Origin of the sequence: Aeromonas sp. QDB11 (genome assembly GCF_027705265.1) — a bacterium.
Lineage (GTDB): Bacteria > Pseudomonadota > Gammaproteobacteria > Enterobacterales > Aeromonadaceae > Aeromonas > Aeromonas allosaccharophila.
This window is the reverse complement of record NZ_JAPDBM010000010.1, coordinates 1-23,598: the sequence shown is the minus strand read 5'-3', so window position 1 is coordinate 23,598 and position 23,598 is coordinate 1. Positions and strand designations below refer to the sequence as shown.

Genomic DNA, 23,598 nt, shown 5'->3' with positions numbered 1-23,598 from the left:
TTAGCGTCCTTGTTGATCCGGATTCAGGTGACGGGCCAGCGCCCGCGAACAGGCTGACAACGTCAGGGTTAACAGCAAATAGAGGGCGGCCACGGTAAACCACACCTCAAAGGTCAGAAACGTATCGGCAACCAGAGTACGCCCTTCGTTGGTCAGATCGAAGATGGCGATCACACTCACCAGCGCCGAATGTTTGATAAGGGAGACCAGTTCGTTGGTGAGCGGCGGCAAGGTGATGCGCACCAGCTGCGGCAGGATCACCTTGCGCAGGGTGATGGTTCGCGACAAGCCAAGCGAGCGGGCCGCCTCCCACTGCCCTTTGGGAATGGCCTGTACACCTGCACGCAGCACCTCGGCGGTGAAGGCCCCCTGATAGAGGGAGAGGCTCAACACGGCGCAGGCAAGGGGGGCCAATCCCAGCATGGGGCCCAGCAAGAAGTAGAGAATATAGAGCTGCACCAGCTGGGGCGTGGTACGCACCAGCGCCAGATAGGCGATGGCGAGCCAGGGGCCGAGCCGGGAGGGGAGCAGCCGCAGGCTGACCACGCACACCCCGACCACCAGAGTGCCCAGCAGGCTGAGCAGTGCCACCTGCAGGGTGACCAGCAAGCCGTTTAGCAGGGGGCCCGCATAAAAGGTCCCCTCATCCCACTCGCCGAGAAAGGGCAACACCCGCGGCCACTGCCACTCATAGCCCATCTGGCGAGCGCCGCTATAGAGCGCCCAGCCGAGTAGCAGAGAGAGCATGACTGTGCCTGATAACCAGCCGAGCAGGTGGGGGCGTCTGAGCCTAGCCATGATAGCTGAGCACCTGTTCGAGAAAGGCCTGGGTGCGCGGGTGCCGGGGGGCGCTGAACAGCTGGGCAGGCGGGGCCGATTCGATGATCTTCCCCTCGTCCATAAAGAGCACTCGATCCGCCACCTGACGGGCAAAGCCCATTTCGTGGGTGACGCAGATCAGGGTCATTCCCTCATCAGCCAGCTCGCGGATCACATCGAGCACTTCGCGGATCATCTCGGGGTCGAGGGCGGAGGTGGGCTCGTCAAACAGCATCAGCTCGGGTTGCATGCAAAGGGTGCGGGCGATGGCGACCCGCTGCTGCTGGCCGCCGGAGAGCTGGTGGGGGTACTTGTCGGCCTGTGCCTGAATGCGCACCCGCTCGAGCAGCCCGAGCGCCCGGGCTTTAGCCTCCTGAGGGCGCAGCCCCAGGGTATGCACCGGCGCCACCATCAGGTTCTCCAGCACCGTCATATGGGGGAAGAGGTTGAACTGCTGAAACACCATGCCGACCCGACCTTGCAGGCGGCGCAGGTAGGCGGGGGTCACCGGCTCGCCAAACAGGAACAGCTGGCCGCCGTCGATCCCCTCCAGCCCGTTGATGGTGCGGATCAGCGTCGATTTACCCGAGCCTGACGGGCCACAGATGACCCACTTCTCTCCCCGTTCAATGGTGAGATCGATATGATGAAGAGCCTGAAAGTCGCCATAGAATTTGTCGACGCCACAAAAGCGCACACAGGGTTGCGAGCTGGTCAAGACGCGGGTTCCACTGAGAATCATTTACGCCATGGTATTGATTTTATAGGGGGATGACAAAGAAAACCCCCTTGTCAGCATCCTGATGCCTATTCACAATGGCGCCATTTCGTGATGACAGGAGCTTTTCATGCGTATTACATCCTTGCTTGCCGATTCGCAGGTACAGCTGTTGATGCCGCCAGCGGTTCGCTATCGCTGTGTCATTTTTCTGCTGTTGCTGGTGAGTTGGGGCGTGGTGGCAGCCTCCTTGTGGGATGGCTGGGGCGCCATGGCGCTGCTCAACTGGGTGGGGGTCGTGTTTGGTGGCATCACCGGGATCATGGTGTCGCTGCCCCGCAGCTGGCAGCCCTGGCGACTGGCGGAGCTGGGGTGGGATGAACGGCATATCTATCTGCTCAATGGCAATAAAGATGAGGCGCAGGCGCTGCCCCGCAGTCAGCTGGTGGCACTCGAGCGGGAGCGGCGAGTGGGCCATGACGGTCAGTGGCTCGACTTCAGCCTCGATCTGCAGCTGAGTGATGAGGAGCTGGCGGCGGCCATGGCCTTGCTGGATCTCAAGGCGGGGGAGCTCCATCTGGTGAGCCCGTCGGTCTATCGCTTCGGCTTTAAACGGGCCTGGCACGGTCGCCGGATGCTGGCGCAACGGTTGTCAGATCTGCAAGCGGTCTGAATCGACTATTTTCTCGACAATTCCCGGCAAAGCTCAGATACTGCCAGTGACTCGAATTGATCTTGTCTGCACTGTTCACCCAAGAGATCAATCACTTGACGACAGTGTGGAGAAGGCCACGGCATGAAGCCATGGCAGGTCCGGCATAGGGGTTGTGCCCTTACCGTTATGCCGGGAATTGCATAGAGAAGGCACCTTGAATCGAGAGTGGATGGCATGAAGATTTACGTAGGAAATCTGTCGTACCGGATGACGGCCGACGAACTGAAAACCCTGTTCAGCCAGTTTGGACAGGTCGACAAGGTTGATATCATCATCGACCGCGATACCGGCCAGTCAAAGGGGTTTGGTTTTATTGAAATGCCGGTCAATGGTGATGCCGAAAAGGCCATCGCCGGTCTGCATGGCACTGAAGTCGGTGGCCGTACCATCACCGTCAACCAGGCCAAACCGAAGACAGATGCTCCTCGTGGTCGCCCGCAACAGCGCCACCGCTAAGGTGCCTCGGCAATGAAAAACGGCATGGGTTTCCCCCATGCCGTTTTTGTTTCTGGACGTTTTGCTGTGATCAGGGGACGTCGTAGCCGAGCGCCGCTTTGCGGATGCGGAACCACTGCTGGCGATTGAGGGCGATGGATTCGGCGGCCACGGCGGCAGCAATCCGCTCCCGCTTGCCGGAGCCAATCAATGGCAGCGGCTGGCTTGGCAGCATCATCACCCATGCGTAGACCACCTGCTCGATAGTCTGGGCGCCGACTTCCTGGCGGATTTGCTCCAGCTCGGCGCGCAGCGGCGCATAGGCATCATCGCTGAACAGTCGGCCGCCACCGAGACATGACCAGGCCATCGGCTTGATGCCAAGCTGCTGGCACTGATCCAGGGTACCATCGAGGGTCCCGTCCTGATGGAGCGGCGAGATCTCCAGCTGGTTGGTGACCAGCGGGAAGGGGAGGCGCGATTGCAACAGCTCGAACTGACGGGCGGTGAAGTTGGATACCCCGGCGTGTTTGATCTTGCCCGCCTGTTTCAGGGTGATAAAGGCGTCGGCCACTTCATCGGCGTTCATCAGGGGATCCGGGCGGTGGATCAGCAGCAAGTCCAGATGGTCGGTGCCGAGCTTGTGCAGCGAGGCTTCGGCGCTGGCGATGATATGGTCCTTGCCAGTGTTGTAGTGGTTGAGGGCATGCTCCGGCTTGGCGGTGAGGGCGATGCCGCATTTGCTGACGAGCTCCATCCGATCGCGCAGGGAGGGTTCGAGGCGCAGGGCGTGGCCAAAGGCCTCTTCACACTGATAGCCGCCATAGATATCGGCGTGATCGATGGTGGTGACCCCCAGATCCAGATGATATTTCATCAGACTGAGCAGGGCCGTCGGGGATAGCTGCCACTCCATCAGGCGCCAGTAACCCATGATGAGGCGAGAGAAGGTGGGGCCTTGCGGATGCAGTGCGACACGGGATACAGACATGGTTGACTCCTTGAAAAACGCGATGCGAAAACGATGTGCAATATAGATGACAGCGGGCATCTTGGCGCCATGTGGCTGGCAAAGCAATCATGGGCAGTGGCATGATTCGAACTTTGGTTCTGACCGCAGAGTAGGGGAGAGAGTTGGATGGAAGGATTTGCCGAGCGCTTGCAGAGCCTGATCGGGGAGATGAGCGTGAGCGCCTTTGCCCGCAAGGTGGGGCTCAGTGAAGCGCTGATCCGCAAATATTTGAAGGGAGCCGAGCCTGGCCTGGCGCGGGCCAACCAGATCGCCATGGGAGCCAACTGCTCGCTGGAGTGGCTGGCAACCGGCTGCGGTTATCTCTACCGTCAGGCGGAAGTGGTGGACAGGGAGGCGCTGGCGGCAGCGCAGCAACTGCTGGGCGAGCAGCAACCCGGGGTGGGGTTGCCCGATGAGGAGGCGCTGGTCACTCTGCTCGCCTATTACCAGTTTTTGCGCACCCACAAGAAAGCAGACGGTTTTCTCGATCTGGCGCTGGCGCGGGAGTTTGGCCGCCATCTGGGGGAAGCGTGATGAGGGGCATATTACTCTTTGGTCGTGTCACGGCCGGTTGATTATTCTGATACGCTCTAAGCAAGATAACTCTCCATGGAATGGGCGATGAGCTACTTGATCCTCGGAAGCGGTGCGCTGGGCTCGGCGCTGGCAAGAGAGCTGATGGCAAGGGGGGAGTCCTTCCTGCTGGCCGGGCGCACCTATCCAAAAGGGATCGAGATGGGGGCTTTCTTCCCGCTGCAAGAGGTGGACGCCATCTCGTTCGACGCCCTGTTTACCCTCTACGACACCGATCCTCTTCCCACTGTGGTGATCAACACCATCGGCCTGTTGCACGATGTCAGCTTTATGCCAGAGCGGCGGGTCGAAGAGGTGCACCCCAAATGGCTGTGCGACAGCCTGCTGGCCAATGCCTGGCCAACGCTGGCGCTGGCTGCCCGTTTCAGTCGGTTGATGGGCAATGACCATCCGCTGTGGCTCTGTGCCATTTCTGATCTGGCGGGCTCCATCACCGCCAATCTGGAGGGGGGGCGTTACAGCTACCGGATGAGCAAGGCGGCCCTCGACATGGGGGTGAAAACTCTGGCCCTCGAGTGGGCGCAACGTTTCCCGCAAGCGGGGGTGGTGGCGGTGGCGCCCGGCTTGATGGACTCCCCGATGAACACCCCCTTTCTGAGTGAGTTGCCTGCGGAGCAATTGCAGGAGCCTGCCGAGGTGGCGGTGAAACTGCTCAATCTCATCAAGGGGTTATCGTTGACCCAATCGGGCCAGCTACTGGATCTCAACGGTCAGCCGCTGCCCTGGTAAATACCGCCTGCGGGTTCTGCGGACGTCTATTAGCTTCACATTCTGCTCATGCGCCCCTTGCCAAGCGAGGGGCGCATGGCTAACGTCACTCTCCTGTTTCAGGAGGGATCTCATGCGCTATATCGATTTACGAAGTGACACCGTCACCCAGCCTACTGACGCCATGCGTCAAGCCATGCTCCACGCCGAAGTCGGTGACGATGTCTATGGTGAAGATCCGGGCGTCAACGCGCTGGAGGCCTTTGGGGCCAGATTGCTGGGCAAACAGGCGGCGCTGTTTGTGCCGTCCGGCACCATGTCCAATCTGTTGGCGGTGATGAGCCACTGTCAGCGCGGTGAGGGGGCCATCCTCGGCAACGCCGCTCACATCTATCGCTATGAAGCGCAGGGGAGTGCCGTGCTGGGCTCCGTAGCCCTGCAACCCTTGCCGATGCAGCGCGATGGCACGCTGGCATTCGATGATATCAAGGCCGCGCTGGCCCCTGATGATGCCCACTTCGTCCAAACTCGCCTGATCTGCCTTGAGAACACCCACAACGGCAAGGTGCTGCCGCTCTCCTATCTGCAGGAGATGGGGGCATTCGTTGCCGAGCGCGGCTTGAAGCTTCATCTCGATGGCGCCCGGCTCTTTAACGCCGCCGTGGCCAGCGAGACCCCGGTCGAGGTGATCGCTGCACCGTTTGACAGCATCTCGATTTGTCTCTCCAAGGGGTTGGGCGCACCGGTGGGCTCGCTGCTGGTGGGCAGCCACGATTTCATCGCCCGTGCGCGCCGCCTACGCAAGATGCTGGGAGGTGGCATGCGTCAGGCGGGGATTCTGGCGCAAGCCGGTCTGTTTGCCCTCGAGCAGCATGTGACCCGCCTGGCCGATGATCACCGCCGTGCCAAACGGCTGGCCGAAGGGTTGGCTGCACTGCCGGGCATCGAGCTCGACCTCTCGCTGGTGCAGAGCAACATGGTGTTCCTGCGGCTGCGTGAGGGGGAGTCTGCCCCTCTGCTGGCCTTTATGAAGGAGAGGGGGATCCTCTTCTCCGGTTACGGCGAGCTGCGGTTGGTGACCCATCTGCAGATCAACGATGACGATATTGAAGAGGTGATCGACGCCTTCACCGAGTATCTCGGAGCGCGTTGAGACGGCTGGTGAGGTAGAGGTTATACCAAGACCTGCTCATACCTAAATAACAGAGGGCGCCGCGGCGCCCTCTGTTATTTGCTGAAAGCTCAAGCCTGCCGCTGGCCGCTCATCAGCATGGCCTCATCGGTGGCGTCGTAGATCATCACCGCGATATGGGTTACCTGACCGCCGAAATCGGCCAGTGGCACCAGCGTCAGGTTCTGGAACATATGGGGAGCCGAGCCGGTAATGGGGCGATAGTTGGAGAAACGCAGCAGATAGGGCTTCTGCTCCCAGGTGCTGAAGGCGCGGTTGTTGAGCTTGAAGACCATGTTGGCCTTGCGCTCGAACCAGGCTCTGTCCACATCGGGGAAGAGCTCGAACAGTACGCCATCGCGCACGTCACTGGCCAGTCGGCCGCTGTGGCTCTCCATAAAGCCGTTCCACACCTGAACCTTATACTCCTTGTCGAGCACCACCAGGCCTACGTCCAGGTTCTGGACTATGTTCATCAGCCAATGAAATTCACGGATTTCCATAGTCACTCCTAGAGCATGTGCATGATTTTGTTGTTCATGGTGGCGATGGAATCTTCGGTAAACAGCAGCAGCAGATCACACTGCACCGCGTAATCCTGGATCCGGTAGTTGATCTCGATGGCGAGCGTACGGCGCCAGCGACTCTTGTTGGTGTTGATCAGCTCGTTGATGGGCCTGTGCTGGCCGAGCACCACCGGGTGGCCCTGACTGAAGGGGGTATCAAGCTGGTTGGCGTAGCCGCGCAGGAAGGCGCCGATCAGCACGTTGGCGGTATCCATCAACAGCTCCAGTTCGGCGGTGCGATCCAGCGTCCCCTGATGGTTCATCAGCTTGGCCAGATCCTTGAAGCTGGAGTCATGGAACAGGATCAGCGCTTCGCCGGCGATCCCCGCCCCGATAAAGCCCTGACAGACGGCGGAGAGGGTATCCGAATCGGCGGCCGCCGAGAGGGCCATGTGCAGCTCGGAGACCTCCAGCACGTTGACGTTGGGGATGGGCAGCACCACGAAGGCGTTGAGCAGACGGGCCAGCAAGTCGGCCGCCTGCCCCATGGAGACGTTGGCCAGCTCCTGATAGACATCGCGGATTTCGGGGGTGATCTTGACGCCTGCATCGGCAATCACGCCGCTGGGCAACGGCTCGGTAGTGCTTGGCTGACCGCTCGGGGCGGCACTCCAGAAGCCGTGTTGTTTGAGCAGGGCAAGCAGGGTATCGGGGGCGGCGGGTTTCTTGATGAAATCGAGTGCCCCCAGCCCCATGACCCGCTGATAGGCTTCCGGCTGGATGTCGCCGGAGACCACGAATACCTTGCTACGCAGCCCCTCCCGCTGGAGGGTCTCCAGCACGCCGTAACCGTCCATCTCCGGCATGGTGAGATCGAGGAAGATGAGATCGCCATGACCCATCAGCACCTGTTCGATCCCTTCGAGACCATTGGCTGCGTAGTGCAAATCGACTTTCCAGTCGGCCGGGAGTGCCCGTGCCAGCTGTTTGCGGGCGAACCCGGAGTCATCACATATCAATACATTCATGGCGTTAGGCAGGCTCTGTTGGCAAGGGTTGCTATAAGTGTGGCCCGCTAACGGTCAGATGCAATGGGTGAGGGTGTCACCTTGTGAAAATTGGTTGTCCCATTGCCGGTTGCGATAGCGCGCTGAGTATTTTTCAACAAATTCAACGAACATCTTAACACGCAACGGAGCAAACTGGTGTTGGCAACACAACATGTAGAAGGGGCGATTGCCGGTTTGCCAGTCGGTCAATACTGGCACCAACTGCTCGTCATGAAGGAAGTTGTTCAGATAGTGCAAGGGGGCGTTGACGATCCCCAGATGGCGCCGTGCTGCGCGCACCGCGGCCTGGGTCTGGTTGACGGTCAGCTTGGCGCTGCGTTTGACGCAGACGCTCTGGCCATCCTTGTCGGTCAGCTGCCAATGCTGGTGCGGCCAGCAGTAGATGAGATCGTGATCTTCCAGCTGGTTGGGGTGAGACGGGGTCCCCTTCTTGGTCAGATAGAGCGGTGAGGCAAACAGGCCGTACTCGATATGACCGAGACAGATCGCATTGGGTAGCGACTGGGGCAGCTCGCCATTGAAAAAGACCAGATCCCGATCATTGTCGAACAGGTGCTGGTGATCATTGGTCTGGGTGATGTCGAACTGCACCTCGGGATAGTGCAGTCCGAATTCGGCCAGCATATCGATGAGGATGGTGTTGGAGAGTGCGATCGGCGCCGCTACCCGGATAAGCCCGGTGATATCGGCCTCTTTACCCTGGATCTCGCTGGTGGCCTGTTCGATTTGGGCGAGCGGCGTGCAGAGGCGCTCATAGTATCTGAGCCCCTCATCGGTAAGGCGGAGCTTGCGGGTAGAGCGATGTAGCAGGGAGCAACCCAGTTGCTCTTCCAGCTGGGAAATGCGTCGACTGATGGTGCCTGTTGGCATGCCCAGTGCGGCGGCAGCGTGGGAGAATCCTCCCTCTTGCACCACCTTGACGAACAGGTAGAACTCTTCGATGTGCTTCATAAACGCTGTTCTGGGTGTAACAAGGGGGCAACCATAAAAAGAGCGTTCCGGGTTGGCAAGGGTAATTCAGCGTTTAATTGATCTGGATTCGATTTCTGCTGATACCAGTTTTCGACTCTTCGTTCACACTCCTGCTACCTGCTCGCTTGCGCTCATCACCATGCGCGCGTCAACCCGTCCCGGTCAGCCACACCGTTCAAGGCGGCCAAACGCAGTGGTCACGGGGCAAATCTGAGGGTGAGGAGGGGGCAAAAGTCAGTCAGATCTGCCTCACCGTGCTGTTTCTCCTTTTTGAAGAATGTGACCAAGGTCATATATTCGGTTTTTGCACACAGACCGTGGAAAAATACATCCTGGATATATCTGTTCCTCTCGGGCGCACTATTTTTGTCCATCTTGGTGGTTTTTTGGCTGTTTACCCAGCCACTTGGTTAATTAATGAAAGCTTTGTGGCAATGAATGACGACTATTTCTGTCGTTGATTTAATTGTTAATAGTTGTGTTGTCGCAGCGAATAATGAATTTGTGTTTCAAGGTCTCGAGTGGGTAGCTCTTAGTACTTGTTTTTACTGGGGAAAAAAGATAAAAATCGACAGTGTGATTTGTTCTGATTAACAGGTTGTTTGGCTGAGTCCGTTTCTGTATTTCAGGATATGCTCCCCCTGTTGCTCATGTCTGAAATAGTGTTGTCTGCTCTTGGCCATGTTAAAAAAGATGATGGCCGGGAGGTGTTTGCACCTTGCATTCTCCATCTAGCGGTTTGCTAGATCTGTTTTTAACCAGTGACCATCCCGCATGAATGACCTTGACCAGATGAATACGCTTGACGAACGGTTACTGAAGACGATGGATGTTCTGCATACCCCGATCTGGGTCTATGACATCGAGCATCATCGTATTTTCTGGGCAAACAGCGCCGCGCTCCCGGTGTGGGAGGCGACCTCACTCGACGAGCTCTGCGCTCGCGACTTTTCTGCCGACATGGCGACCGCCATCGATCTGCTGTTGCAGCGCTATCTGGGTGATTTTCAGCAGGGGCGCAGTTACAACGAGTGGTGGACCCTCTCCCCGAAGGGGGTCAAGAAGCAGATCTATCTGCGCCTCTCCGGCATTCAGCTGGCTGGCCGTCTGATGATGATGACCGAGGCGGTGCTCGACTCCGATGCCCTCTATCAGGAGTCATCTCTGGCGAGCGGCGATACCCTGGCCAGCCTGTTTGATAGCAAGGGCAATTTCGAGAGCGGTAACTACCACTTCGAAATCTGTTTCGGCCAACAGGTCGCCCGGCTCTCCCAGGTTTTCTCCGGTAATGACGACAGCTTTTACCAGAAACTTTCCCGGCTCGATGAGGTGGTGACCGAGGGGGAGTGCCGTACCCTCAAGGGGATGCGCTGGTTCCAGTATCAGTTCCGCTATATCCAGCAGGGTGCCCGCATTCTGCTCACCATGCGCGATATCACCGACCGCAAACTCGAGGAGCTGGAGCATCGCCACCTCGCCTGGCACGACTCCCTGACCGGCCTGCTCAACCGTTATGGCTTGATGAAATCCCTCGAGGCCTATTGCGGTCTGGGTGAGCGTTTCGCGCTGGTGTTCATGGATCTGGACAACTTCAAGCTGGTCAACGACAACTACGGCCACAAGGCGGGAGATCGCCTGCTGGAGCGCGTCGCCGGTCGCCTCAAGCAGATTTGCCCGCGAGATGTGGAGCTGGCTCGCCTCGGTGGCGACGAGTTCACTGCGTTGGTGCCGCTGGGCAATCAGGGGGATCGGGCGCAAGAGGTGGCCGATCAGATGCTCTCCCAGATGACCAAGCCGCTGCAACTGAGCGGGCTGCCGGAGGTGACCATTGGCGGCAGTATCGGCATCGCCATCTATCCCGATGATGCCGATGACGGGGACAACCTCATCACCCGTGCCGACATGGCGATGTATCAGGCCAAGCAGATGGGGCGGCTGCGCTGGCAGCGTTTCACCCCCAGCATGCAGCAGACCCTGCAGCGCAAACTCAACCTCAAGCAGTTTCTGGCCAAGGCCATCGGCCGTCAGGAGCTGAGTCTCTGTTACCAGCCACAGGTCGATGCCGCCAAAAAGCGCCTGATCGGTTACGAGGCGCTGTTGCGCTGGTACAACCCGGTGCTGGGCCATGTCTCGCCGGTGGAATTTATCCCGCTGGCCGAAGAGATGGGGCTGATCCGCGAGATCGGCAGCTGGGTGCTCTCCACCGCACTGGCCCAGATGGCCAGCTGGCAGAAGCGTTTCCGGCAGCGGGTGCCGGTTTCCGTCAACCTCTCCGGTTTCCAGCTCTCGTCGGCGCTGCCCGGGCAAGTTCGCCAGCAGCTGGAGCTGCACGGGGTGGATGCCTCCCTGTTGACGCTGGAGCTGACCGAAACCGTGCTGATGCTCGATATGAAGGGGTGCCTCGGCATTCTCGATGATTTGAGCGAGCAGGGGATCAAGATTGCCATCGACGATTTCGGCACCGGCTACTCCTCGCTGGCCTACCTCAACCGCTTGCCGATCAACAACATCAAGCTGGATCGCTCCTTCGTGGTCGGTCTCAACTTGCCGGTGATCCGGGCGACCGCGGCCATGGCCACCAATCTGGGGTTGGGGATCATGGCGGAAGGGGTGGAGGAGCCTCACGAGCTGGCCGCACTGCAGACCCAGGGGTGCCATGTGTTCCAGGGGTATCTGTTCAGCAAGCCGCTGACGGTGGCGCAAGTCGAGGCGAGCGGCTTTGTGGTGGAGTGTCAGGTTGGGCGTTATCCACTGCTTAATGCTGTAATGGCAGAGTAACAAGTGTGCGTTAGGCCACAATTTGGGATTTTATCCCGCCATATTTAATCAATATTAATCATCTTTTTGCGGCCCGTCATGAGACGGATTGGCAGGAATTGTTAGCATGCGAGCTCATTTCTAGGGAAAGGAGTATCGCAATAATGAGTCATGCTGCTGTCAATGACCGTCCGGCCAGCTCTCCCAAGGGCTGGCTGAACCGTTTCCTCAATGGCGTCGAGAAAGCCGGGAACAAATTACCCGACCCCGCCATGCTGTTTCTCTACGCCTTGCTGATCGTCTGGGTCGGCTCCTGGGTGTTGTCACAATTCCAGTTTGATCTGGTCAATCCCCGCACCGGGGAGGCAGTGGTGGTCAACAACCTGCTGACCGGCGCCGGTCTGGCCGAGTTTCTCTCCACCATGGTGACCACCTTTACCGGCTTTGCCCCGCTGGGGATCGTGCTGGTGGCCATGCTGGGGGTCGGGGTGGCCGAGCAGTCCGGTTTTATCAATACCGGTTTGAAAAAGTTGCTGAAAGTCACACCCGCCCGTTTTCTCACCCCGATGCTGATCCTAGTGGCCATCGTCAGCCATACCGCCGCAGATGCGGGTTATGTGCTGGTGATCCCCATTGGCGGCATCATCTTCCACGCGGCCGGGCGCCATCCGCTGGCGGGGATCGCCGCCGCCTTTGCCGGCGTCTCCGGCGGTTTTGCCGCCAACTTCCTGCCCTCCGGCGGGGATGCGTTGCTGCAGGGCTTTACCCAGTCCGCCGCCCAGATCCTCGACCCTGACTACATGGTCAACACCCTGTGCAACATCATCTTTACCGGTGCCTCTTCGCTGCTGATCATCTGCGTCGGCTGGTTTATCACCGAGAAGGTGGTTGAGCCGCGCCTCAAGCATGTCGCGCTCAACGAGGATCTGGAGAGTGCCGACGAGATGGGGCGTTACAGTGCGCAAGAGAGCCGGGCCTTCAACTGGGCCGGGTTTGCCATGTTGGCAGCCATCGTGCTGCTGGCGCTGGCGCTCTCCCCGAGCGATTCGCCGCTGCGTGCCGCAGATGGTTCTCTGACCACCTTCGCCGCGCCGGTGATGAAGTCCATTGTGCCGCTGATCTTCCTGCTCTTTATCCTGCCCGGGATTGTCTACGGCTTTGTCGCAGGCAGCTTCAAGAGTGGCAAGGATGTGATCGACGCCATGTCGGCCACCATGAACAAGATGGGCTCCTACATGGTGATGGCCTTCTTCTGCGCGCTCTTTATCAAGGCGTTTGGCGACTCCAATCTGGGCACCCTGCTGGCGCTCTCCGGCGCCGAAGTGCTCCATGCGCTGGCGCTGCCCGGTGAGGTGACCATCGTCGGGATGATCCTGCTCACCGCCAGCGTCAATCTGGTGGTGGGGTCGGCCTCGGCCAAGTGGGCGCTGATCAGCCCGATCCTGGTGCCCATGCTGATGGCGGTGGGGATCTCCCCCGAGCTGACCCAGGCAGCCTACCGGGTCGGGGATTCGGCCTCCAACATCATCACCCCGCTGATGGTCTTCTTCCCGCTGGTGGTGGTCTATTGCCAGCAGTATGTGAAGAGCACCGGGATCGGTACTCTGGTCTCCATGATGCTGCCATACTCACTGGCCTTCCTGGTGAGCTGGACCATCTTCCTGCTGCTCTACTGGGCGCTCGGCTTCCCGCTCGGGTTGCAAGCCCCTTATGTCTATCCGGCCCCTTGAACAGGGTGTGCGAGGGAGCCTTGGGCTCCCTCGTTTTTTTCGCTATGGTGTTACCTCATTTTGGAGGTGCCATGAATCAGACCATCGATCTTATCCTTTCCCATCGCTCCATTCGTCAGTTCACTGCCGAGCCGATCGCCCCGCAGCAGCTGGATGCCATTCTCGCCGCCGCCCAGTCAGCCTCGACCTCGAGCTTCTTGCAGGTGACCAGCATTGTGCGAGTCAGCGAGCCCGAGGCGCGCCAGCAGCTGGCCGTGCTGGCGGGCAATCAGCCTTATGTGGTGCAGGCAGCCGAGTTTCTGGTGTTCTGCGCCGATTACCATCGTCACAGCCAGATCGTGCCCGAGGCCCAGACCGGTTATGCGGAGCAGTTGCTGATCGGTGCCATCGACGGCGCCCTGATGGCGCAAAATGCCCTGCTGGCGGCGCAGTCGCTGGGGTTGGGCGGGGTCTATATCGGCGGACTTCGCAACCATCCGGCCGAGGTGAGCGAGCTGCTCGGCTTGCCCCATCAGGTGATCCCGCTGTTTGGTCTCTGTCTCGGCCATCCTGCCCAGCAGCCGGAGCAGAAACCCCGTCTGCCCAGGGGGTTGGTGGTGCATCAGGAGCGCTACCGGCACGAGCTGGATCGCGACCTGCTGGCCCAATACGATCAGCAGATCGCGGACTACTATCAGGCCCGTAGCAGCAACAACAAGCAGCAGACCTGGAGTGGCCAGATCCGCGCCATTCTGGGCAAGGAGTCCCGTCCTTTCATGTTGGGCTTCCTGCAATCTCGGGGCTTTAACCTCAAGTAATGGCGCTGATGGGCGATACTATGGGGAGGTGACCGTCATGGTCATCATCCCCTGATCCTGCAATCTCTCCCTGAGACCGGGGACACAGCTTGGCGACAAATCGTGGGCAAGGGGGGATCTGCAGGCTACCTTAAGTGGGTAAGCTGTTGTAGGATCACGCAATTGGATAGGAACAGGGGTTTGGACATCCTATGATTTTAACTTTGGTATTGCTGTCTATCGGCGCACTCCTGTTTTTGGTTATCGCCTATAACGTGGTGCAGCAATATAAGCAGAAGGCGGAAGCGGAAAAGCGTCACGCCATTGCCAGACACAAGACGGTGGCCGACGAGACCGAAGAGGTGCTGCTGAACGTCAATCTGGTGCCTTTCTCCAAGAATATGGTGTTGCTGTTGCAGCACCGGATCCTCGATGCCTATCGCGCCATCGTGCAGGTGATGCCCAACAACCAGATCAAACAGCGCATCGCCGATGTGCAGATCCAGATCAAGAACGTGCAGGAAAATTACAGCAGTCAGGATGAAGGACACTTCAAGACGCCGGAGTCCGACCGTCAGGCGATCCAGATGCTGCAACTGGTGAAGAAGCTGCGGGCGGTGCTGCGTGTCGAGCACAACAAGGGCAAGATTGACCCTCAGGGGTTCGCCCAGGAAGAGCGCCGCCTCGAGCTGATGCAGCTCAAGATCAACATCTCCAATCTGGTCAAGCGGGCGATGGATGCCCGCATTCAGGGCCAATATGGCACTTGCCGTCAGCTCTATACCAAGGGCCTGTCGGCAATGGCGAGTGTGGCCGACAAGGATCCCTACCTGCTGGCCCGTGAAGAGGATATGCGCCAGGGCCTCAAGGAGCTGGAAGAGCTGCAACAGCAGAACAGCGCGCAGGATCTGCAAAACATCAAGGACAAGGAAGCCGACGAGCTCGATGTCCTGTTTCAACCCAAGAAGAAATGGTAAGCATGTCTCATCCACTCGATTCCACACTGGGGCCAATGGCCCCATTTGTTTCTCAGCTGTTGGCCGAACTGGCCGCCACTGGCATCAATATTCCCCAGCCAACGGTCGATCACCTCTGCTATCGGGCGGCAACCTTGCAGGAGTACCGTGCGCGATGTGCTGTGCTGGCTGAGGCGGGCATCTTGCTGGTGGAGGGGATGATCGGCGGTCGTCCCATCGCCACTTATCAGTTGCATCAGCCGCTGCTGGTCGGTGAGGTGCAGGTGCCCTGTATCGAACTGGCGGCGCCGAAGCCGGGTCGTGTCCATCAGGCGGGACTGGAGCATATCGAACTGGTGGTCGCCTCACTGCAGGAGCTGGTGGCGCACTATCCCGAGCACCCGTTCAAAACCGGCAATATGCAGGATACCCGCAACCCCGATATCGGCCTGATGCTGCCCTCCGGTCAGATCAAGTTTCACCTGTGCCCGCTGGCAGAGGTGATCGCCGAAGAGGTGGCGACCGGCGCTGTGGTCGTGGTGCCTGCGGATTATTTCGAGCAGGATTGATTGTGCGCACAATGCCGAGCGCACCTGACAGGTTCGTGAATAGCGCAGCAAAAGAGGTCACCGGTGTGACTAATGCCAGCCAATCAAGCCTGACTGGTATTGTTTTTATTGATTTTTTCACACTATCTCTCTGTGGCCTGGCCTTCACGCCGCAGGGTAATGTCGTACCTTTCGTTCTGGTAACACAAACTGCCCCGTTTGTTTCTCCAGGTCAGCTACTCGCTTCGGGATAGTCCTCGCTGACATGTATGGCATGCAGCTCCGTTCATGGGTGAGATAGACCGACGCCATGTGAAAACTCAACTGGCTCGCCGTGTATCCCTTCAAACTCGCCGCCATCTTCACCATCGCTGCGCAGCAGGTTGTATGCCAGCAGCCCGCCCCACAGCTCTTGCCGTATCCCCGCCGCCGTCTTGCTACGCAGGGTCAGCCGGTGCGGCTGCAGGCTGTGCTTCATCTCCCGATAGCCCAACTCGATTTCCCAGCGGTGGCTGTAGAGCTCGACGATGTCGGCTCCCGGGAAACGCATCGGGTCGACCATTGAGGTCAACACTTGGCGCTCCTTGCCGTTGATGTTGCGGGTCAGCAAGCGGGCTTCCAACGTGTCCGGCAGTTGCGGCCACTTCTTGCGTGCCTGTGGACTGGTCGTCAGATGCACCAGCACATCATGACGCCCCAGCTGGCGTGCACGCCCTTTTTGGGCGGTAAGAGCCAGTGCCGCTCGCAGCCGGTGGTTTGACAGGTACAGGTATGGAACGGGCTAAGCGAATAGACCCCCCTTGTCGAACAGGGTCAACGAGTGGTCTGTTCGCCGAACAGAGTCATGATTAGCTCGGATGGAATGAGGTCAGAGAGTGACTCAAACTGGGCGGCATTGTTGGCGTTGAGGAAGTCGAGATCCTGGTCGATACGCATAAAAAATCCGAAACAAAATCAACAGGTTTCGGATTTTTACACATCAGGAGGATCGGTCAATGGATCCTTGACTGATCGGCATTAACCTTGTCGGCGCCCTGTTGCATGGTAGGAACCGCATCGCGGTGAGGGTCAGTCCAGCAACTCCTGATGGAGGCGATTGATGATATTGCCCGCCTCGCTCTCCTTGACCAGGAAGCAGAGGTTGTGGGCGCTGGCGCCGTAGCAGATCATCCGGATGTTGTGCTCGCGCAGGGCGTCAAAGACCTGACTACCCACCCCGTTCACTTCGCTCATCCGGTTGCCGATGAGCGCCACCAGTGCCAGACCGGTTTCCACCTCCACCTTGCAGAGTTGCCCCAGCTCGGCCAGCACCTTGTCGCTCAGGATCGGCTCGCCGTTGCTCTGGCTGCCGGTGTGATCCAGCGTCAGCGACACGCTCACCTCCGAGGTGGTGATGAGATCCACCGAGATGCGGTGACGGGCCAGAATGCCGAACACTTCCGCCAGAAAGCCGTAGGCGTGGAACATGTTGAGGCTGTGCAGGGTCACCAGCACCTGCTGGCGGCGCAGGGCGACGGCGCGAAACAGCGGGCTTGAATCTGTGCTGGCGCGGATCCAGGTACCACCGGCGGCGGGATCCTTGGCGGAGCCGACAAACACCGGAATATTCTGGCGCACCGCCGGTTGCAGGGTGGCGGGGTGCAGCACCTTGGCGCCGAAGGTAGCCATCTCGGCCGCCTCGACAAAGCTGATCTCGGGAATGGGGCGGGCGCGGGTGACGAGACGCGGATCCGTGGTGTAGATGCCGGGCACATCGGTCCAGATCTCGATACTGGCGGCATCGAGTGCTTCGGCGAGCAGAGCTGCGCTGTAGTCAGAGCCGCCGCGCCCAAGCGTGGTGGTGCGACCATCGCCATCGGCACCGATAAAGCCCTGGGTGATGACGAGGCTGTCACCCAGCTGCGGGCCCAGCGTCTGCTGACAGAGAGTGCGGGTGGTAGCCAGATCGACGGTGGCCTTGCCAAAGCGGCTGTCGGTGCGCATCAGCTGGCGCACATCCTGCCAGTGGGCCTTGACGCCGCGCTGGCGCAGCAGTTCGGTAAAGAGGCGGGTAGACATCAGCTCGCCGCAGGCGATGAGGCGATCGGCCAGCTCCGCATCGGTATGCTGGTGGGCTTGCTGGGCCATGAGGCGGATCTCGTCCAGCTGACCATGAATGAGGGCGCTCATATCAACGGGGTTGCCGAGATCGGCCAGAATGGCTTGCTGGATCCCGGCCAGTTTGGCCAGCTGCTCGTCGCGGCCCGCTTCGTCCAGCTCCCCTTGTGCCAGGGCGACCAGCAGGTTGGTGACACCGGCGCTGGCGCTTAGCACCACTACCCGGGTGGCGGGATTGGCCAGCACGATGTCGGCGCAGTGGTTCATGGCCGGGAAGTTGGCGACACTGGTTCCGCCAAACTTGGCGACATTGATCGGGCTCATTGCTTACTCCTGTCTTAATTTAAGATTCCGGTTCCATCGGGCAAAAAAGAGAGGAGGAGGCTGAAAATGGCAGGAATGAACGAAGCTATCCCGGCCAGAAGCACTCCACCTGCAGAGCCCATCCCGTACCGCCCCTGACAGGGCGCGGTGGGGGATGATCACTACCGATGACAACCCGGGGGATTCAGCCCCCGCAGCCGACGTTGAGGTCACCAGTCTCCTCACTCGTCTCGGCGCTGCTCCCCCTGACCCAAGTTCACCGGACGCTGGCGTCCTCCCTTGGGCTGCCTGGGCAGCGCTCCTCTTCTGGCTCCACCAGGGCGGTGGAGTGCATTTAGAAATACCCTGCGTTGGATTGTACTGTCAATCGAGTTTGTGAAAAAGTTCAAATTGTCGGCTAACTCAACGCAGAATCAATGGCTTAGGCAATGGTCTTTGACAAAACCTTGGAGCGGCGCTGCCAGTTGTAGAGACGCTGACGCGCCACCGGCAGATCTTCCACTTCCAGCGGATCGAAGCCCCGCTCCCGGAACCAGTGGATGGAGCGGGTGGTGAGCACGAACAGGCGACGGATGCCGAGCCGCTTGGCCCGCTCGGCCACCTTGGCCACTAGCTGATCCCCGCGGTTGGAGTTGCGATAGTCGGGGTGGATGGCGACGCAGGCCATCTCCGCCATCGCCTCTTCCATAAAGCAGTAGAGGGCCGCGCAGCCGATGATCAGGCCATCGCGATCGATGATGGTGAACTTGTCGATCTCCATCTCCAGCTGCTCGCGGGAGCGGCGCACCAGAATGCCTTCCTCCTCCAGCGGGCGGATGAGATCGAGAATGCCGCCGATATCCTCGATGGTGGCGGCGCGGGCCTGCTCGGCACTTTCCCGCACGATCTGGGTGCCGAGGCCATCGCGGCTGAACAGCTCCTGCAACATGGCGCCATCATCCTGATAGCTCACCAGATGGGAGCGGGGCACGCCGCCACGGCAGGAGGCAATGGCCGCGCGCAGGTAGCGGGCGGTGCCGGACATCTCTTCTCCCGCCTGCTCCAGTTCCACCAGCAGCTCTTCGGCCTGCTCGGGGAAGAGCTCGGAGATGGCTTCGCCGCGCCTGTCCATGACTCCCTGGGTGCTGCTAAAGCAGATGAGCTTGTCCGCCTTGAGATCGACCGCCACCCGGCGGGCCACCTCTTCCGAGCTCAGGTTAAAGCTCTCGCCGGTGACCGAACAGCCGATGGGGGAGATGAGCACCAGACTCTTCTGATCGAGCTGGCGGGTGATCCCCTCCACGTCGATGCGGCGCACCCGGCCGCTGTGGCAAAAGTCGATGCCATCATCCACCCCCAGCGGCTGGGCGGTGACAAAGTTGCCGCTCACCACGCTGATCCGCGCCCCCTGCATGGGGGTATTGGCGAGCCCCATGGAGAGCTGGGCGGTGATGTCGTATTGCAGGCCACCACACACCTGTTTGATGATGGTGAAACTCTCGTCATCGGTGACCCGGATCCGCTTGTGATACTGGGCCTCGATACCGGCGCGGGCCAGTGCCTCATCATTTTGCGGACGTGAACCAAACACCAGCACCAGGCGTATGCCCAGTGTCTGCAGCAGGGCGATATCGCTGACGATATTGGCGAAGTTGGGGTGGCAGATGGCTTCTCCCCCCATCATCAGCACAAAGGTGGCACCCCGATGCACATTGACATAGGGGGTGGATTGCCGAAAGGCATTGACCAGACTGGGTTCGCGTTCACGCACTTGATATTTCTTCCATAAAAAAACAGCGATTGGCTCAATATATGAAAATTAATTCACAAATCAAGACTAAATATTGATTTTGACTGTTTCTGGTCTACCAGAGACGGCTTGGCCGTGCGGATCGGGGAAGGGGGGCGGGAGGCTTAGATGGTATGACGGGGCGAGCGGGAAGGGGCCCGCCGGTTGATCCGGCGCGATAAACTGCTATCTTCGATGCTCCTTTTCGTCAGCTGTGTGATTTCACAGGGTTTTATACAAGGACAGAATTCATGGAACAGATTATTTCACCGGCAGATGCCCTGCCGGGACGACGCGAAGCGATGGTGATTGGTCAGCAGCATGCGGTGAACGGCAACCCGACCCGGGGCCCCTGGCCAGAAGGGATGGCGGTGGCCTGGTTTGGCATGGGCTGTTTCTGGGGCGTGGAGCGCCTCTTTTGGCAGCAGCCGGGGGTCTACTCCACCGCGGCCGGTTATCAGGGCGGCGTGACCCAGAATCCCACCTACAAAGAGGTGTGCAGCGGCCTGACCGGCCATGCCGAGACGGTGCAGGTGGTGTTTGATCCGGCGGTGATCAGCTACGGCGATCTGCTCAGACTGTTCTGGGAGCAGCACGATCCGGCGCAGGGGATGCGGCAGGGGGGCGATGTGGGCACCCAGTACCGCTCGGTGATCTTCTATGGCGACGAGAGCCAGCAGATCATTGCCCAGCAGAGCATGGCGGCCTATCAGCAGGCGATGGCGGCGAGCGGCGACAGCCGTGCTATCACTACCCGCATTCTGCCGCTGGCGCCTTTCTATTACGCCGAGGATTACCATCAGCAATATCTGGAGAAAAATCCGGATGGCTACTGCGGATTGGGGGGCATTGGAGTCTGTTTGCCGCCGAGTCTGAACCGCTGAACAGGTTTGTAGGGGTTTTCTTAAAAAAAGTGAAAATAAATGAGGTCTGGCGGGAACTTATTGCTACCTGGCAGGACTAACTAGGTAGCGTCCAGGGATCGGATGCAAAGTCCAGACACATTTCTTGCCTTGAAAACCACCCAATGAATGAACGCTTGGGTGGATTGAAAATGATAGCAAGCAGGGCTGCCCACCAAGGCGGCCCTTTTCCTGTCTGCGTGTTTTGAAAACCTTGCGTTGGGCGAGAGAACCAAGCGGCAGATCAGCCGATCGCGCTGTCGAACAGGTTCTTGATCAGGTCAATAAACTCGATGAGGAAGGCTTTTTGTTCCGGGGTCGGGGCGCGCAGCCAGACGGCGGAGAGCACCTCTTCCAGATCGGCGACCACGGCATCGGCCTCCTGCATAATGGCAAAACGCACCTTGGCATCGAGCTGGGGGTTTTGCTCGCAAATAGCCATCAGGTTGCTGGCAACACGGCCACTGACCAGATCTTCGATGGTCTCTTCACCGTTGCTCTGCTGTTGGGATTCAAACAATCCCAAACTCTCCACCAGATACTCGATCAGCGAGATATAGCCTTCACTTTCTACCACCATGGTTGCTGCCTCAATACAGTAACAATACGAAAATTAAGCGTATTTTAGTGGCTTGCCCTAGCTTGGCAAGCAGCAGTGCAGGCGATGGCGCGTAAAACTGACTCCGCCCCGCTCCACGCACTCCAGCCCGGTCAACGTAAAGCCATGTCGTAAAAATAGCTCATAACTGAAGGCGCTGGCCTCGGTGGTGATGTGCTTCAGACCGAGCGCCCGAGCCCCCGCCAGTGCCGTGGTGAGCAGCAGATTGCCTAGTCCCTGGCGCTGATGGTCGGCGCTCACATAGAGCAGACTGAGGTGGCCATCAGCACTCAGAGTGACAAAACCGAGGGGCACATTTGCCTGCTCCGCCACCCAGCCGTGGTGTTCGCGCAACTGGCTGACAAAGCCGGGATGTTGTGAACCGAGAGCCCACTGTTCCACCTGTTCGGCGCTGTAGTGCTCGGGGCCGCTGCGTCGCACCGCCTGCTCAAACAGGCTCACAAGGGAGGGGATATGTGCCTCGCTGAGCGGGACAATGCAAAGTGCTGGACTAAGTGCTGGCGTCATAAGGTCTGGTCGTCAGTGGGGTGGAGGGGGCGTGGCGCCTGTGGTCGTTTGGCTTTGGGCAGACCCGCGACAACCCGTTCATAGGAGTGATGCACCCAGCCTTGCCACAGCTCGTCCGGCAGCGCATCGGTTAACGTCACCGTGTTCCAGTGCTGCTTGTTCATATGCCAGCCCGGTTTGACCTCGGGGTGGATCTCGCGCAGCAGCAACGCCAGCTCGGGCTCGCACTTGAGGTTGATGGTCAGCGGCTCGGCCTGCCAATCCACCAGCGCGAACATCTTGCCCGCGATGCGGTAGACCAGGATCTCCGGGCCAAACGGGGTATCTTCGGTGGCGCCCGGCAGGGTCAGCAGAAAGTGGCGCAAACGGGTCAAATCCATGGAAAGTTCTCGCGCAAGGGGTGATCCGGGTCATGTCAGGCGCATATCTATCGGCGGGCCTGTTCTGTTAATATGCGCGCAGCCGAGTATACCCCCCATCACCAAGGGAGCCTATTGGATGTTGTATCACAAGACTTTCGAACTGGGTCCCGAGCGGGATTGGGTGGTGTTTGTCCACGGTGCCGGTGGCAGCTCCTCCATCTGGTTCAAGCAGCTGCGCGCCTATCGCGAACACTTCAATGTGCTGCTGCTGGACTTGTGCGGCCACGGCCAGTCCCACCAGCTGCAACAGGTGGTCAAGGGCCACTACAGCTTTCGGGAAGTGACCGAAGATATCGTTCGGCTGCTCGATCATCTCGATATCCGCCGCGCCCATTTTGTCGGCATCTCCCTTGGCACCATCCTGATCCGTCATCTGGCCGAGCTCTGCCCGGAGCGGGTGAAAAGCATGGTACTGGGGGGCGCCATTTTGCGGCTCGATATCCGCTCGCGGGTGCTGGTGCAACTGGGCCGACTCGGCCAGCACTTCCTGCCCTATATGTGGCTCTACCGGCTGTTTGCCTTCATCATCATGCCGCGCCAGCACCATCAGGAGTCGCGCAACCTCTTTGTGCGCGAGGCTCGCAAGCTCTGCCAGAAAGAGTTCAAACGCTGGTTCCGCCTCGCCACCGAGGTTAACCCGCTGATGCGTTACTTCCGCGAACGTTCCCTGCCTATTCCCACTCTTTATGTGATGGGGGAGGAGGATCATATGTTTCTGGCACCGGTGCGCGAACAGGTGGCCCGCGATGCCAGCTCCTCACTGGCGGTTATTGAACAGTGTGGCCATGTCTGCAATGTGGAGCAGCCGGAGCAGTTTAATCGCCGTACGCTGGCATTTATTCAATCGCTGGGTGTGAAGAAATAATCTATTTCTATGATTCCTTGGGGGGCAGACTAAATAAGTCCCCAAAGGGGTGAATTGTACTGGGGACTTATTTTATGATAAAAAATCAAGGTGCTATTTGTTTTTTATCTAACTATCGATTATCATAACCAATATATGAAACTACATTCAATAATGTTTCAGCCAATTCTTTGGCTTGTTGTTTAGTTAAATGGATTGTATTTTTATGACCTTCTTGGAGTTCTATTCTTAGAAATATTTGATCGTCACCAAAGTAATTTGTACGAAATAGTTCTAGACTTGTTTGTGGTTTGGATTTATCTGCTCGGCCGTCGTCATTAGCAGGATAAAAATCATCTTCAAAAAATGTAGTAGTGGACATATTTTTCCAAATGTTGTTATGTGATATATAAATGGGTAAGTGATTGTTCAGTCTTTGATAATAAATAGGTGGGTATACACTGTTTCTAAACTGGATGTTAGCCAATGTATACATCATTCCAATGACGATAGTAATTGCTTTATGATGCCTTTATCATATACTTATAAAAACCTGATTACCCATGACCCTCAGCCAGCTTCAAGAGCCGATATGGCATCGGAGGGCTTGCCACGACTGCATGCCCCA

Annotated in this window: 25 protein-coding genes, 1 pseudogene and 1 riboswitch; of the genes and pseudogenes, 12 read left to right on the top strand and 14 right to left on the bottom strand. The window is 58.7% G+C overall.

Annotated features, from left to right (window positions below; translation table 11 throughout):
• Positions 1-798 carry an amino acid ABC transporter permease gene (locus OKC40_RS05095; protein WP_270794371.1) on the bottom strand — a complete coding sequence of 266 codons (798 nt, stop codon included), beginning with the start codon at positions 796-798 and terminating at the stop codon, positions 1-3.
• Positions 791-1,561 (bottom strand): amino acid ABC transporter ATP-binding protein, encoded by a 771-nt coding sequence (locus OKC40_RS05090; RefSeq protein WP_139406952.1) that lies wholly within the window; start codon positions 1,559-1,561, stop codon positions 791-793. The genes OKC40_RS05095 and OKC40_RS05090 overlap by 8 nt, the downstream gene beginning before the upstream one ends.
• A gap of 106 nt (positions 1,562-1,667) precedes the next feature.
• On the opposite strand from OKC40_RS05090, the gene OKC40_RS05085 reads away from it, so the two are divergent.
• Positions 1,668-2,210, top strand: a complete 543-nt coding sequence (locus OKC40_RS05085) for a hypothetical protein (protein ID WP_270794368.1) — start codon at positions 1,668-1,670, stop codon at positions 2,208-2,210.
• 216 nt (positions 2,211-2,426) lie between these two features.
• Positions 2,427-2,708 (top strand): RNA recognition motif domain-containing protein, encoded by a 282-nt coding sequence (locus OKC40_RS05080; protein ID WP_005337180.1) that lies wholly within the window; start codon positions 2,427-2,429, stop codon positions 2,706-2,708.
• A gap of 70 nt (positions 2,709-2,778) precedes the next feature.
• Here the strand turns inward: OKC40_RS05080 and OKC40_RS05075 are convergent, their stop codons facing one another.
• Positions 2,779-3,678 (bottom strand): aldo/keto reductase, encoded by a 900-nt coding sequence (locus OKC40_RS05075; RefSeq protein ID WP_270794366.1) that lies wholly within the window; start codon positions 3,676-3,678, stop codon positions 2,779-2,781.
• A gap of 147 nt (positions 3,679-3,825) precedes the next feature.
• Between OKC40_RS05075 and OKC40_RS05070 the strand changes: the two genes are divergently transcribed.
• The 3 genes from OKC40_RS05070 (at position 3,826) to ltaE (ending at position 6,154) form a co-directional block, all read left to right on the top strand.
• On the top strand, positions 3,826-4,233 hold the full coding sequence (locus OKC40_RS05070) for a helix-turn-helix domain-containing protein (protein ID WP_033137628.1): 408 nt from the start codon (positions 3,826-3,828) through the stop codon (positions 4,231-4,233).
• A gap of 87 nt (positions 4,234-4,320) precedes the next feature.
• Complete coding sequence (locus OKC40_RS05065) at positions 4,321-5,022, top strand: short-chain dehydrogenase (RefSeq protein WP_075115894.1); 702 nt, start codon at positions 4,321-4,323, stop codon at positions 5,020-5,022.
• 112 nt (positions 5,023-5,134) lie between these two features.
• Positions 5,135-6,154 carry a low-specificity L-threonine aldolase gene (gene ltaE / locus OKC40_RS05060; RefSeq protein ID WP_005351141.1) on the top strand — a complete coding sequence of 340 codons (1,020 nt, stop codon included), beginning with the start codon at positions 5,135-5,137 and terminating at the stop codon, positions 6,152-6,154.
• 89 nt (positions 6,155-6,243) lie between these two features.
• Here the strand turns inward: ltaE and OKC40_RS05055 are convergent, their stop codons facing one another.
• Genes OKC40_RS05055 through OKC40_RS05045 form a run of 3 tightly spaced genes read right to left on the bottom strand, consistent with a single transcriptional unit; the run spans position 6,244 to position 8,699 of the window.
• Positions 6,244-6,675 (bottom strand): PAS domain-containing protein, encoded by a 432-nt coding sequence (locus OKC40_RS05055; RefSeq protein ID WP_005337175.1) that lies wholly within the window; start codon positions 6,673-6,675, stop codon positions 6,244-6,246.
• Positions 6,676-6,683: 8 nt separating this feature from the next.
• Entirely contained in the window at positions 6,684-7,706 is a 1,023-nt protein-coding gene (locus OKC40_RS05050; RefSeq protein WP_270794362.1) for a response regulator, read from the bottom strand.
• Positions 7,707-7,760: 54 nt separating this feature from the next.
• Complete coding sequence (locus tag OKC40_RS05045) at positions 7,761-8,699, bottom strand: LysR family transcriptional regulator (RefSeq protein ID WP_075112857.1); 939 nt, start codon at positions 8,697-8,699, stop codon at positions 7,761-7,763.
• 846 nt (positions 8,700-9,545) lie between these two features.
• On the opposite strand from OKC40_RS05045, the gene OKC40_RS05040 reads away from it, so the two are divergent.
• The 5 genes from OKC40_RS05040 (at position 9,546) to OKC40_RS05020 (ending at position 15,508) form a co-directional block, all read left to right on the top strand.
• Positions 9,546-11,498 (top strand): putative bifunctional diguanylate cyclase/phosphodiesterase, encoded by a 1,953-nt coding sequence (locus OKC40_RS05040; protein ID WP_139406977.1) that lies wholly within the window; start codon positions 9,546-9,548, stop codon positions 11,496-11,498.
• A gap of 143 nt (positions 11,499-11,641) precedes the next feature.
• Positions 11,642-13,207, top strand: a complete 1,566-nt coding sequence (locus OKC40_RS05035; protein ID WP_270794360.1) for an AbgT family transporter — start codon at positions 11,642-11,644, stop codon at positions 13,205-13,207.
• Positions 13,208-13,278: 71 nt separating this feature from the next.
• Positions 13,279-14,004 (top strand): oxygen-insensitive NADPH nitroreductase, encoded by a 726-nt coding sequence (nfsA, locus tag OKC40_RS05030; protein WP_182937670.1) that lies wholly within the window; start codon positions 13,279-13,281, stop codon positions 14,002-14,004.
• A 191-nt stretch (positions 14,005-14,195) separates the two neighbouring features.
• Complete coding sequence (locus OKC40_RS05025) at positions 14,196-14,960, top strand: hypothetical protein (protein ID WP_058051754.1); 765 nt, start codon at positions 14,196-14,198, stop codon at positions 14,958-14,960.
• On the top strand, positions 14,954-15,508 hold the full coding sequence (locus OKC40_RS05020) for a VOC family protein (RefSeq protein ID WP_182937669.1): 555 nt from the start codon (positions 14,954-14,956) through the stop codon (positions 15,506-15,508). Before OKC40_RS05025 ends, OKC40_RS05020 begins: the two co-directional genes overlap by 7 nt.
• An 83-nt stretch (positions 15,509-15,591) precedes the next feature.
• Here OKC40_RS05020 and OKC40_RS05015 read toward each other — a convergent pair.
• The 4 genes and pseudogenes from OKC40_RS05015 to argA all read right to left on the bottom strand — a co-directional run.
• A pseudogene (locus OKC40_RS05015) lies at positions 15,592-16,322 on the bottom strand (transposase); the annotation flags it as partial.
• On the bottom strand, positions 16,301-16,423 hold the full coding sequence (locus OKC40_RS05010) for a hypothetical protein (RefSeq protein WP_267967743.1): 123 nt from the start codon (positions 16,421-16,423) through the stop codon (positions 16,301-16,303). The gene OKC40_RS05010 and the pseudogene OKC40_RS05015, both read right to left, overlap by 22 nt.
• Positions 16,424-16,555: 132 nt before the next feature.
• Positions 16,556-17,908, bottom strand: coding sequence for a lysine-sensitive aspartokinase 3 (gene lysC, locus OKC40_RS05005; RefSeq protein ID WP_182937668.1), 1,353 nt, complete (start codon positions 17,906-17,908; stop codon positions 16,556-16,558).
• A 90-nt stretch (positions 17,909-17,998) separates the two neighbouring features.
• A riboswitch (Lysine riboswitch) is annotated at positions 17,999-18,222 on the bottom strand.
• Between the two features lie 107 nt (positions 18,223-18,329).
• The gene (gene argA, locus OKC40_RS05000; RefSeq protein ID WP_042657634.1) at positions 18,330-19,658 is read right to left on the bottom strand and encodes an amino-acid N-acetyltransferase; all 1,329 of its coding nucleotides are present in this window, start codon (positions 19,656-19,658) and stop codon (positions 18,330-18,332) included.
• Positions 19,659-19,927: 269 nt separating this feature from the next.
• Between argA and msrA the strand changes: the two genes are divergently transcribed.
• Positions 19,928-20,560: a peptide-methionine (S)-S-oxide reductase MsrA gene (msrA, locus tag OKC40_RS04995; RefSeq protein ID WP_270794358.1), complete on the top strand. Its 633-nt coding sequence runs from the start codon at positions 19,928-19,930 to the stop codon at positions 20,558-20,560.
• Positions 20,561-20,822: 262 nt separating this feature from the next.
• On the opposite strand, the gene OKC40_RS04990 is transcribed toward msrA, so the two are convergent.
• From OKC40_RS04990 to OKC40_RS04980, 3 genes are read right to left on the bottom strand one after another with little or no spacing between them, the layout of a single operon-like run.
• Positions 20,823-21,158, bottom strand: coding sequence for a DUF3802 family protein (locus OKC40_RS04990; RefSeq protein ID WP_042063403.1), 336 nt, complete (start codon positions 21,156-21,158; stop codon positions 20,823-20,825).
• Between the two features lie 57 nt (positions 21,159-21,215).
• The gene (locus OKC40_RS04985) at positions 21,216-21,704 is read right to left on the bottom strand and encodes a GNAT family N-acetyltransferase (RefSeq protein WP_270794356.1); all 489 of its coding nucleotides are present in this window, start codon (positions 21,702-21,704) and stop codon (positions 21,216-21,218) included.
• On the bottom strand, positions 21,701-22,084 hold the full coding sequence (locus OKC40_RS04980; RefSeq protein ID WP_058051672.1) for an MmcQ/YjbR family DNA-binding protein: 384 nt from the start codon (positions 22,082-22,084) through the stop codon (positions 21,701-21,703). The genes OKC40_RS04985 and OKC40_RS04980 overlap by 4 nt, the downstream gene beginning before the upstream one ends.
• Before the next feature lie 118 nt (positions 22,085-22,202).
• Between OKC40_RS04980 and OKC40_RS04975 the strand changes: the two genes are divergently transcribed.
• Complete coding sequence (locus OKC40_RS04975) at positions 22,203-22,991, top strand: alpha/beta fold hydrolase (protein ID WP_270794353.1); 789 nt, start codon at positions 22,203-22,205, stop codon at positions 22,989-22,991.
• A 112-nt stretch (positions 22,992-23,103) separates the two neighbouring features.
• Here the strand turns inward: OKC40_RS04975 and OKC40_RS04970 are convergent, their stop codons facing one another.
• Complete coding sequence (locus OKC40_RS04970; protein WP_270794351.1) at positions 23,104-23,352, bottom strand: hypothetical protein; 249 nt, start codon at positions 23,350-23,352, stop codon at positions 23,104-23,106.
• Positions 23,353-23,598 lie beyond the last annotated feature (246 nt).

What these genes read in the sequence shown, in the direction of transcription:
- OKC40_RS05095 (WP_270794371.1), bottom strand. Translation starts at nt 798, where the DNA reads ATGGCTAGGCTCAGACGCCCCCACCTGCTCGGCTGGTTATCAGGCACA.
- OKC40_RS05090 (WP_139406952.1), bottom strand. Translation starts at nt 1,561, where the DNA reads ATGATTCTCAGTGGAACCCGCGTCTTGACCAGCTCGCAACCCTGTGTG.
- OKC40_RS05085 (WP_270794368.1), top strand. Translation starts at nt 1,668, where the DNA reads ATGCGTATTACATCCTTGCTTGCCGATTCGCAGGTACAGCTGTTGATG.
- OKC40_RS05080 (WP_005337180.1), top strand. Translation starts at nt 2,427, where the DNA reads ATGAAGATTTACGTAGGAAATCTGTCGTACCGGATGACGGCCGACGAA.
- OKC40_RS05075 (WP_270794366.1), bottom strand. Translation starts at nt 3,678, where the DNA reads ATGTCTGTATCCCGTGTCGCACTGCATCCGCAAGGCCCCACCTTCTCT.
- OKC40_RS05070 (WP_033137628.1), top strand. Translation starts at nt 3,826, where the DNA reads ATGGAAGGATTTGCCGAGCGCTTGCAGAGCCTGATCGGGGAGATGAGC.
- OKC40_RS05065 (WP_075115894.1), top strand. Translation starts at nt 4,321, where the DNA reads ATGAGCTACTTGATCCTCGGAAGCGGTGCGCTGGGCTCGGCGCTGGCA.
- ltaE (WP_005351141.1), top strand. Translation starts at nt 5,135, where the DNA reads ATGCGCTATATCGATTTACGAAGTGACACCGTCACCCAGCCTACTGAC.
- OKC40_RS05055 (WP_005337175.1), bottom strand. Translation starts at nt 6,675, where the DNA reads ATGGAAATCCGTGAATTTCATTGGCTGATGAACATAGTCCAGAACCTG.
- OKC40_RS05050 (WP_270794362.1), bottom strand. Translation starts at nt 7,706, where the DNA reads ATGAATGTATTGATATGTGATGACTCCGGGTTCGCCCGCAAACAGCTG.
- OKC40_RS05045 (WP_075112857.1), bottom strand. Translation starts at nt 8,699, where the DNA reads ATGAAGCACATCGAAGAGTTCTACCTGTTCGTCAAGGTGGTGCAAGAG.
- OKC40_RS05040 (WP_139406977.1), top strand. Translation starts at nt 9,546, where the DNA reads ATGGATGTTCTGCATACCCCGATCTGGGTCTATGACATCGAGCATCAT.
- OKC40_RS05035 (WP_270794360.1), top strand. Translation starts at nt 11,642, where the DNA reads ATGAGTCATGCTGCTGTCAATGACCGTCCGGCCAGCTCTCCCAAGGGC.
- nfsA (WP_182937670.1), top strand. Translation starts at nt 13,279, where the DNA reads ATGAATCAGACCATCGATCTTATCCTTTCCCATCGCTCCATTCGTCAG.
- OKC40_RS05025 (WP_058051754.1), top strand. Translation starts at nt 14,196, where the DNA reads ATGATTTTAACTTTGGTATTGCTGTCTATCGGCGCACTCCTGTTTTTG.
- OKC40_RS05020 (WP_182937669.1), top strand. Translation starts at nt 14,954, where the DNA reads ATGGTAAGCATGTCTCATCCACTCGATTCCACACTGGGGCCAATGGCC.
- OKC40_RS05010 (WP_267967743.1), bottom strand. Translation starts at nt 16,423, where the DNA reads ATGCGTATCGACCAGGATCTCGACTTCCTCAACGCCAACAATGCCGCC.
- lysC (WP_182937668.1), bottom strand. Translation starts at nt 17,908, where the DNA reads ATGAGCCCGATCAATGTCGCCAAGTTTGGCGGAACCAGTGTCGCCAAC.
- msrA (WP_270794358.1), top strand. Translation starts at nt 19,928, where the DNA reads ATGGAACAGATTATTTCACCGGCAGATGCCCTGCCGGGACGACGCGAA.
- OKC40_RS04990 (WP_042063403.1), bottom strand. Translation starts at nt 21,158, where the DNA reads ATGGTGGTAGAAAGTGAAGGCTATATCTCGCTGATCGAGTATCTGGTG.
- OKC40_RS04985 (WP_270794356.1), bottom strand. Translation starts at nt 21,704, where the DNA reads ATGACGCCAGCACTTAGTCCAGCACTTTGCATTGTCCCGCTCAGCGAG.
- OKC40_RS04980 (WP_058051672.1), bottom strand. Translation starts at nt 22,084, where the DNA reads ATGGATTTGACCCGTTTGCGCCACTTTCTGCTGACCCTGCCGGGCGCC.
- OKC40_RS04975 (WP_270794353.1), top strand. Translation starts at nt 22,203, where the DNA reads ATGTTGTATCACAAGACTTTCGAACTGGGTCCCGAGCGGGATTGGGTG.
- OKC40_RS04970 (WP_270794351.1), bottom strand. Translation starts at nt 23,352, where the DNA reads ATGTCCACTACTACATTTTTTGAAGATGATTTTTATCCTGCTAATGAC.